This window comes from Corallococcus sp. CA041A (assembly GCF_003612075.1).
Classification (GTDB): domain Bacteria; phylum Myxococcota; class Myxococcia; order Myxococcales; family Myxococcaceae; genus Corallococcus; species Corallococcus exiguus.
This window is the reverse complement of record NZ_RAWF01000366.1, coordinates 1-7803: the sequence shown is the minus strand read 5'-3', so window position 1 is coordinate 7803 and position 7803 is coordinate 1. Positions and strand designations below refer to the sequence as shown.

Sequence of the window (7803 nt, the reverse complement as noted above, 5' to 3'; positions counted from 1 at the left end):
CGCTCTCGATGTGGCGGCCCGCGTACGGGCCTTCGAGTCCGTGGAAGTACCAGTAGGGCACACCGTTGATGCCGGTGACGAGCGCCGTCTCCGGGCCCAGCAGCCGGGCGATTCGAGGCGCGGCGGCTGACGGTCCAGGCGTGGTACGCGCGCCTGGAGCGGGACGAGGTGACGGTGACGGAGCACTACCGGTTGGAGGGCGATCTCCCGGCCCGGCCGGTGGACACCCGGGGTGAGCGACCGCTTTTGCTCGTGCGCGAGGGCGATCAATTCTTGTTTTCGCCCGGGCTGATGTAGGCTTCCCGAGGAGGCAGGGGCCCGCGCGGGCCGAGTCATGGACGAAGCCCTCAAGCAGCTACTGACCCTCGGGCGCGGCTCCTTCGAGAAGAAGCAGTACGCCCAGGCCGAGCAGTTCTTGACGAAGGTGGTCGAGCAGAATCCGACCTTCGCCGACGTCTACAACATGCTCGGCATCATCTACCACGACCAGGGCCAGTTCGCCCGGGCGCAGCGGGCCTTTGAGTCCGCGCTGCGGCTCAACCCCGCGTACACCGAGGCCGCGCTCAACCTGGCGGTCATCTACAACGACATGGGGAAGTACGCGGAGGCGAAGGAGGTCTACCAGGCCGCCTTGTCCCGCCAGAAGGGCGCCCCCGGCGAACTGGACCCCTACGTCATGAAGAAGGTGGCCAACATGTACGCCGACATCGGCGACGTGTTCGCCTCCAGCGGCGTGTGGGCCAAGGCCATTGAAGAGTACCGCCGCGCGCTGGCCCACTTCCCGGAGTTCGTGGACATCCGCCTGAAGCTGGGCAATGCCCTGAGGGACGCCGGCGACAATGCGGCGGCCCTGGCGGAGTACGAACAGGTCATCGCGCAGAATCCGTCGTACATTCCTGGACGGATCAATTATGGAATCGCCCTGTACTCGGCGGGACGCCGTGACGAGGCGGTGAAGGTCTGGGAAGACGTGCTCGTGCGCAGCCCCGGCAACAAGAGCGCGCAGATGTACCTCAACCTGGTGAAGGACCCGGGCAAGGCGGAAGTAACGGGTTGAGCACCATGGCAACTTCCATCATCGAGGTCGCGGCACCGTGAGCACTCCTGGCGGTACGGCGAAGTCCTTTGCCCTCAAGTTCATCTCCGGGAAGTACCAGGGCGGTGAGTTCCCGCTGAAGGCCAACAAGCAGATCGTCGTCGGACGGTCGAGCGAGTTGGACATGGTGCTCGTGGAGGACATGGTCTCGCGCAAGCACGCGAAGATCCTGTTCTCCGACGGAGCCATCACCATCGAGGACCTGGGGTCCACCAACGGCACCTTCGTCAACGGCGAGAAGGTCAAGCAGGCCAAGCTGAAGGAGGGGGACCGCATCCTCATCGGGACCTCCATCCTCAAGCTCGTGCACCAGGGCGCGGAGAGCGCCGCCGTGGACGAGAGCGTCGTGAAGCAGAAGCTGGAGGAGGCCGCCGCCGCACAGGCCGCGCGGACCACCAAGGCCAGCTCCATGACGGGGAAGATTGAGGAGATTCCCCTCCCGGACCTGCTCCAGCTCTTCCACACGTCCAAGAAGAACGGCGTGCTCGTGGTCAACAACGCCCACGAGGGTCGCATCTACCTGCGCCAGGGCCGCGTGTACTACGCGGTCATCGACGACAACCACAACCTGGGCCCGCAGAAGAGCTTCAACCGCATCGTCACCTGGGAAGAGGGTGACTTCGAGCTGCGCCCGGCGGACTCGCAGGAGTTCATGGTGGAGCTGGACTCCTCCACCGAAGCGCTCCTGATGGACGCCCTGCGGCAGCTGGACGAGTTCAAGCGGCTGCAGCCGAACCTGCCGCCCATGGCCACGGCGCTGCGCATCGCGCAGCCGCTGACGGCGCCCTTGAAGGAACTGACGCCGGAGCACCTGGACGTGCTGCAGTTGGTGCACAACCACGGCTCGTTGGGTGGCGTGCTGGACCACTCGGACGGCGACGACGTGCTCACCGCCGAAACGGTGGTGCAGCTCATGAAGCGCGACTACGTGCGCGCGGAGTAGGGCGCGGGGGAACACCATGGCGGGCGAGAAACCGGTGAAGGCCAAGCGCCTCACCGAGATGAGCCACTGCGCGGGCTGCGCGGCGAAGCTCAAGGCGGGGGACCTGGCGAAGGTCCTGGGCGGGCTGAAGGGGAAGACGTCTCATCCCCGGGCCCTGGTGGGATTCAACACGAATGACGACGCCGCCGTGTACCAGGTGGCGCCGGGCATGGCCGTGGTGGAGACGGTGGACTTCTTTCCGCCGCTCGTGGACGACCCGTTCCAGTTCGGCGCCATCGCCGCGGCCAACGCCCTGTCGGACATCTGGGCCATGGGCGCGAAGCCGCTGTTCGCGCTCAACCTGGTGTGCTTCCCGGACGAACTGCCGCTCAAGACGCTGCAGAAGATTCTCGCGGGCGGCCAGTCCAAGGCGGACGAGGCGGGCATCCCCATCCTCGGCGGCCACAGCATCCGCGACCCGGAGCCCAAGTTCGGCATGGCCGTCACCGGCGTGGTGCACCCGAAGAAGGTGCTCACCAACGCGGGCGCGAAGCCGGGGGACGTGCTGCTGCTCACCAAGCCCGTGGGCACGGGCATCGCCACCACCGCCATCAAGCGGGGCCTCGCGTCCAAGGCGCTGACGAAGCGCGTGACGGCGCAGATGGCCACGCTCAACAAGGCGGCCGGTGAGGTGTTCGCGTCGGGTGCGTTCAAGGTGAACGCGCTCACGGACGTGACGGGCTTCGGCCTGCTGGGCCACCTGCTGGAGATGATGAACGGCGCGAAGACGCGCGCGGCGGTGGACCTGGAGCGCATCCCGCTCATCGCGGAGGTGCCCGCGCTGGCGGAGGCCGGTGTGATTCCAGGCGGCACGAAGACGAACCTCGCCCACGTGAAGAAGCAGGTGACGTTTCCGGAAGGGCTGCCGGAGCACATCCAGTGGCTGCTCGCGGATGCGCAGACCAACGGCGGCCTCCTGGCCAGTGTGCCCGCGCGCCATGCGCTCAAGGCCATCCAGGCGCTGGAGAAGGCGGGCGTGGACGCGGCCCTCATCGGCGAAGTGCAGGCGGGCCGCCCCGGCATCGACGTCATCGGCTGAGGCGACCGCGTCCGGGAGCGGATTTCGCCTCCGGGCCGGGCCTCCGCTAACATCCCTGCGCGAATGTCGCCGCGCCGCTTCCCTCTCGGTCTCGTCATGCTCGCGTGCCTCCTGCCGGCCCTCGCCGGAGCGGGGGAGCGCGGTGCTCGCATCGTCATCGACCCGGGACATGGCGGGGCGAAGGAGGGCGCGAAGGGGCCCGGCGAAATCTGGGAGAAGGAGGTCGCGCTCCAGATTGCCCAGCGCCTGCGCGACAAGCTGGAGGCCGCGGGCAGCGAGGTGTTCCTCACGCGTGACCGCGACACGCTGATGGCGCTGTCGGAGCGGGTGGAGTTCTCCAACATCCAGCGGCCGGACCTCTTCCTCTCCATCCACGCCAACTCCATGCCCACGAAGCGGCTGCGCGAGCGCACCGAGGGCATCGAGACGTACTTCCTCTCCGCCAACGCCTCCGGTGAGGCGGCGCGCGCGGTGGCGGACCGAGAGAACGCGGAAGCCCCCACGGCCCGTGCGGCGCGTGGACACTCCACGCTGGCCTTCATCCTGGATGACCTGGCGCGCACGGAGGCGCACTCGGATGCGTCCCGGCTGGCCTACGCCATCCACCCGCGGCTGGTGTCGAAGAGCGGCGCGGCGGACCGGGGCGTGCAGCAGGCGCCCTTCTTCGTCCTCACGGGCGTGGAGGCGCCGGCGGTGCTGATTGAAGTGGGCTTCATCTCCCACCCGCAGGAGGGCGCGCGGCTGGGGAAGGCCGCGTACCAGGAGACGCTGGCGGAGGCCATCGCGGACGGGGTGCAGGCCTTCCTCCGGGAGACGCGGCGGCGGGACTCCTCGCCCTCGCAACCGGTGGCTGGATCCACCGCGCCCTGATAAAGCGTGGGGGCTTCGCCTGTCCCTCCCTGTCAGGAGCCTTTCCCCGTGCGTTCGTTCAACCGTGGTGCGCTGGACCTCCGGCCTGTCACCCTCACGCCCAACGTCAACCGCTACGCGGAGGGCTCCGTCCAGGTGGAGTTCGGCCACACCAAGGTACTCGTCACCTGCTCGGTGGAGGACCGCGTCCCGCCGCACCTGATGGGCAAGGGCTCGGGCTGGGTGACGGCCGAGTACGGCATGCTCCCGCGCGCCACGCACACCCGCGGCGCGCGCGAGGCCGCCAAGGGCAAGCAGTCCGGCCGCACCATGGAGATCCAGCGGCTCATCGGCCGTGCCCTGCGTGCGTCGGTGGACCTGCAGGCGCTGGGCGTGCGCACCTTCACGCTGGACTGTGACGTCATCCAGGCGGACGGCGGCACGCGCACCGCGTCCATCACCGGCGCGTACGTGGCGCTGGTGATGGCCATGCGCTCGCTCAACAAGCCGGGCCTGCTGAAGGGCCTCACTCCGCTGGCCGCGGTGTCCGTGGGTGTGGTGAACGGCGAGGTGCGCGTGGACCTGGACTACGACGAGGACTCCACCGCGGAGGTGGACCTGAACCTCGTGGCCACGGGCGACGGCCGCATCGTGGAGGTGCAGGGCACCGCCGAGCACAAGCTCTTCGACCGCAAGTCGATGGACGCGATGCTGGACGGGGGCCTGGCCGCCATCCAACAGCTCGCCGCCGCGCAGGCGAAGGTGCTGGGATGAAGCCGAAGCTGCTCTTCGCCACCGGCAACGCCGGCAAGCTGCGTGAGCTGCGCGCGCTCGTGGGAGACGCGGTGGAGGTGGTGTCCCTCAAGGACCTGCCCCCCATCCCCGAGCCCGTGGAGGACGCCGACACCCTCGAGGGGAACGCGGTGAAGAAGGCCCGCGAGTACTCGAAGGCCACCGGCCTGCCCGCGCTGGCGGACGACTCCGGGCTGTTCGTGGACGCGCTGGACGGACAGCCCGGCGTGCTTTCCGCCCGGTACGCGCCGGGGGACGACAAGGCCCGGTACGAGAAGCTCCTCACCGAGCTGGCGGACGTGCCGGATGAAAAACGCACCGCGTCCTTCCGCTGCGCCCTGGCGTTGGTGACGGGGAAGGGTGACGAGGCCCGGGTGGAGGTGGGCCGCTGCGAGGGCGTCATCCTGCGGGCTCCGAAGGGGACGAACGGCTTCGGCTACGACCCCGTGTTCCAGGTGGAGGGGGAGGGCGGGCGCTCCATGGCGGAGCTGGCGCCGGAGGAGAAGTCGCGGGTGTCGCACCGGGCCCGGGCCTTCCAGTTGATGAGGCGCCATCTGTTGGCGCTTTGACCGGCCGGGCGGGCGTCAGGAAGAGCAAGCTTGCGCGTCCGTCCGCGTTAGGCGAAGAATGCAGCACTTCTCGGGGCGTAGCGCAGCCTGGTAGCGCACCTGCCTTGGGCGCAGGGGGTCGGAGGTTCGAATCCTCTCGCCCCGATTTGAAGTGCCGTGATGTTTCAGCCGTGAGGACCGGCCAGCTCCAGTAGCTCAGCTGGATAGAGCACCGACCTTCTAAGTCGGGGGTCGCAGGTTCGAGCCCTGCCTGGGGCGCTAATCTGCTGGCCGGTGGTTTTGGGCCTTGAACAGCCCCGGTTTCCACGGTAGGAGACCGCCGCAGCAACGCCGTGAGACGTGCGAAGTGACGGCGAATGTAGCTCAACTGGTTAGAGCGCCGGACTGTGACTCCGGAGGTTGCCGGTTCGATCCCGGTCATTCGCCCTTCTTTGCTTCCCCGCGCCTATAGCTCAACTGGATAGAGCATCGGCCTTCGAAGCCGAGGGTTGGGGGTTCAAGTCCCTCTGGGCGCACTGTCTCAACCCTCTTGAAGCCGCGTCAGACGCCGCCTCCCGGCTCCGCGCTTCGGTTCCCCACAGTCCAAACGCATCCACCGCACCCCGTGCGGCACTGGAATCGTTCACGGGGAAATAATTCCTGTCATCGACGTCTGGTTTGTCTAAAAGGCGCCTCATCTTTCGTAGAAGGGGCATATGACAAACAAGACGAACGCCAGGCGTTGGGACGCGTGGCGATGTGTTGCGAGGTTCGTGGTCGCGGTGTCTGCTTTCAGCACGGTTGCGTGCGGACCTGAAAGCGCCCCAACCCTGGCGCCAGCCAATCCGAAAGCCAGTGAATCGGCGCTCACGGACTTCACGGATGATCGCGTGGATGTCTATGGGACGGCGAATATCAACCTGCTGGACCTTGCGATGAATTCAACGCCCAGCCGGATGTACACAGGGGGGGCACCTACCGCGGCCCAGCTGGCCGCGAGCACACCGCTGGGGACCGCGAAGAATCTCTGCCCCAGTGAGCGCTTCCTGAGCGACCCGACGTTGGCGGATTGCTCGGGCGTGCTCATCGACGACGACGTCGTGCTGACCGCGGCGCATTGCCTGAGCTCCATCTGCGATGGGAGCTGGGTCTTTGGCTACTACCACACCTTCACCGGGTACATTCCCCCCATGACGAGCGCGGATGCATTCCAGTGCTCGAGTGTCATTGTCAAGGGAGCTGCCTGGGTCAACGACTACGCGGTCATCCGATTGAATCGTGCCGCGACGCCCCGGTTCAAGCCGGCGCGGGTTGCCTTCGGCAACAATCCATTCCCCGTGGGTCACCCCATGGGAATGATTGGTTCGCCTTCGGGGATGCCGCTGAAGATCGACGCGGCAGGGGTCCTGCACGCGGACACCACGTCCACCAAGATCGCAGCGTCCCTGGATGCATTCGGTGGGAACTCAGGAAGCGCGGTGTACGATCTGTCGGGCTACACCGTCGCGGGCGTCCTCTATGCCGGCCGGGGCGGGGATGACTACGTGCCGGGCCCTGGGGGGACCTGCAACGTGGTGAACCGGGTGCTGTCGAGTTATACCGGCTCCGCCTACCCCATCCGGCTCGTGTTGAATGACCTCTGCGCAACGCCCGGCTTCACCAGCGATCGCCTCTGCTTCAAGCACAAGGGTGCGCTGGAAAGCATCGACAGCGCGGGCTGGGTGTCAGGGTGGATCTTCGACCGCAGGACGCCGGAGGCCCCGGTCACGGTCTCGATCAACATCACCCGCACGACCTTCCCCCCTGCCGCTACGACGCTCACCGTTCTGACGGATCAAGTCCGGACGGACATCAACCAGGAGTTCGGCCTCACGGGAGCCCATGGTTTCCGCTTCCAGCTGCCGGCCTCGTACCGCACGACAGGGTTTGTGGGCGCTCAGGTCTCGGAAGTCACCTTTCCCGTCTACGTCTACAATCTGCCTGGGAGTGGCATGTTCTACAACCTGACGCCGTGAGCCGCATCGAGGCCGCCAACGTGTAGCAAGACGCCCGCGTCCCCTCTTCGGGAACGCGGGCGTTCTTCAGCTCAGCGAATGACGCGGCCTCAGGCCTCCGGGTTCGTCCCGGCGCGGTCCTTGGAGGACGGCGCCTGGCAGCGCAGCTCCGTCTCCGCCTCCAGCGCGGTGAGGTTCTCGCGCATGGCCTTCGCCCAACGGGCCCGGGGCTGCTCCATCAGCTTCTCGTGCGCCAGGTCGATGGTCTCGCTCAGCTCGTCGTCGGACAGCTCGGATGTCGCCTTTCCCTTGTGGGGGCCGAACGCCACCACCACCGCGCTCGCCTTCGAACGCTCGGGCGTCTGGGACACGGGCACCGCCGCCACCGTCGTGGCCGGCGCCAGCGGCACGTCCACGTCCAGCCGCGCCTCCTCCTTCTCCGGAGTCCGCGCCGTCTCCACCACCTTGGCGGCTTCCGCGGGGGCGGGGGCCGGAGCCAGGGT

At 67.5% G+C, this 7803-nt stretch carries 7 protein-coding genes, 4 tRNA genes and 1 pseudogene; 11 read left to right on the top strand and 1 reads right to left on the bottom strand.

Going from position 1 to position 7803, the window contains the following annotated elements:
• Nucleotides 1–334: 334 nt before the first annotated feature.
• The 11 genes from D7V77_RS38655 (at nucleotide 335) to D7V77_RS38605 (ending at nucleotide 7321) form a co-directional block, all read left to right on the top strand.
• A complete protein-coding gene (locus D7V77_RS38655; RefSeq protein ID WP_014394857.1) occupies nucleotides 335–1057 on the top strand; it encodes a lipopolysaccharide assembly protein LapB in 723 nt (240 codons plus the stop codon).
• Nucleotides 1058–1094: 37 nt separating this feature from the next.
• Entirely contained in the window at nucleotides 1095–2039 is a 945-nt protein-coding gene (locus D7V77_RS38650; protein WP_120581232.1) for a DUF4388 domain-containing protein, read from the top strand.
• Between the two features lie 16 nt (nucleotides 2040–2055).
• Nucleotides 2056–3117 carry a selenide, water dikinase SelD gene (gene selD / locus D7V77_RS38645; protein ID WP_120581231.1) on the top strand — a complete coding sequence of 354 codons (1062 nt, stop codon included), beginning with the start codon at nucleotides 2056–2058 and terminating at the stop codon, nucleotides 3115–3117.
• Nucleotides 3118–3213: 96 nt separating this feature from the next.
• The gene (locus D7V77_RS38640) at nucleotides 3214–3987 is read left to right on the top strand and encodes an N-acetylmuramoyl-L-alanine amidase (protein ID WP_233597497.1); all 774 of its coding nucleotides are present in this window, start codon (nucleotides 3214–3216) and stop codon (nucleotides 3985–3987) included.
• Between the two features lie 48 nt (nucleotides 3988–4035).
• Nucleotides 4036–4740, top strand: a complete 705-nt coding sequence (gene rph, locus D7V77_RS38635; RefSeq protein WP_120581229.1) for a ribonuclease PH — start codon at nucleotides 4036–4038, stop codon at nucleotides 4738–4740.
• Nucleotides 4737–5327, top strand: coding sequence for an RdgB/HAM1 family non-canonical purine NTP pyrophosphatase (gene rdgB / locus D7V77_RS38630; RefSeq protein ID WP_120581228.1), 591 nt, complete (start codon nucleotides 4737–4739; stop codon nucleotides 5325–5327). The genes rph and rdgB overlap by 4 nt, the downstream gene beginning before the upstream one ends.
• Before the next feature lie 71 nt (nucleotides 5328–5398).
• Nucleotides 5399–5472: transfer RNA gene (locus D7V77_RS38625), tRNA-Pro, on the top strand.
• A 39-nt stretch (nucleotides 5473–5511) separates the two neighbouring features.
• Nucleotides 5512–5585, top strand: a tRNA-Arg gene (locus D7V77_RS38620).
• Between the two features lie 94 nt (nucleotides 5586–5679).
• Nucleotides 5680–5753: transfer RNA gene (locus D7V77_RS38615), tRNA-His, on the top strand.
• 15 nt (nucleotides 5754–5768) lie between these two features.
• Nucleotides 5769–5842 (top strand) — tRNA-Arg (locus tag D7V77_RS38610).
• A gap of 180 nt (nucleotides 5843–6022) precedes the next feature.
• The gene (locus tag D7V77_RS38605) at nucleotides 6023–7321 is read left to right on the top strand and encodes a serine protease (protein ID WP_120581227.1); all 1299 of its coding nucleotides are present in this window, start codon (nucleotides 6023–6025) and stop codon (nucleotides 7319–7321) included.
• An 89-nt stretch (nucleotides 7322–7410) separates the two neighbouring features.
• Here D7V77_RS38605 and D7V77_RS38600 read toward each other — a convergent pair.
• Nucleotides 7411–7803 (bottom strand): annotated as a pseudogene (locus D7V77_RS38600) (phage recombination protein Bet); the annotation flags it as partial.

Bases quoted from the DNA above. Each gene is read 5' to 3' on its own strand.
- D7V77_RS38655 (WP_014394857.1), top strand. From the start codon at position 335: ATGGACGAAGCCCTCAAGCAGCTACTGACCCTCGGGCGCGGCTCCTTC.
- D7V77_RS38605 (WP_120581227.1), top strand. From the start codon at position 6,023: ATGACAAACAAGACGAACGCCAGGCGTTGGGACGCGTGGCGATGTGTT.
- D7V77_RS38640 (WP_233597497.1), top strand. From the start codon at position 3,214: ATGCTCGCGTGCCTCCTGCCGGCCCTCGCCGGAGCGGGGGAGCGCGGT.
- selD (WP_120581231.1), top strand. From the start codon at position 2,056: ATGGCGGGCGAGAAACCGGTGAAGGCCAAGCGCCTCACCGAGATGAGC.
- rdgB (WP_120581228.1), top strand. From the start codon at position 4,737: ATGAAGCCGAAGCTGCTCTTCGCCACCGGCAACGCCGGCAAGCTGCGT.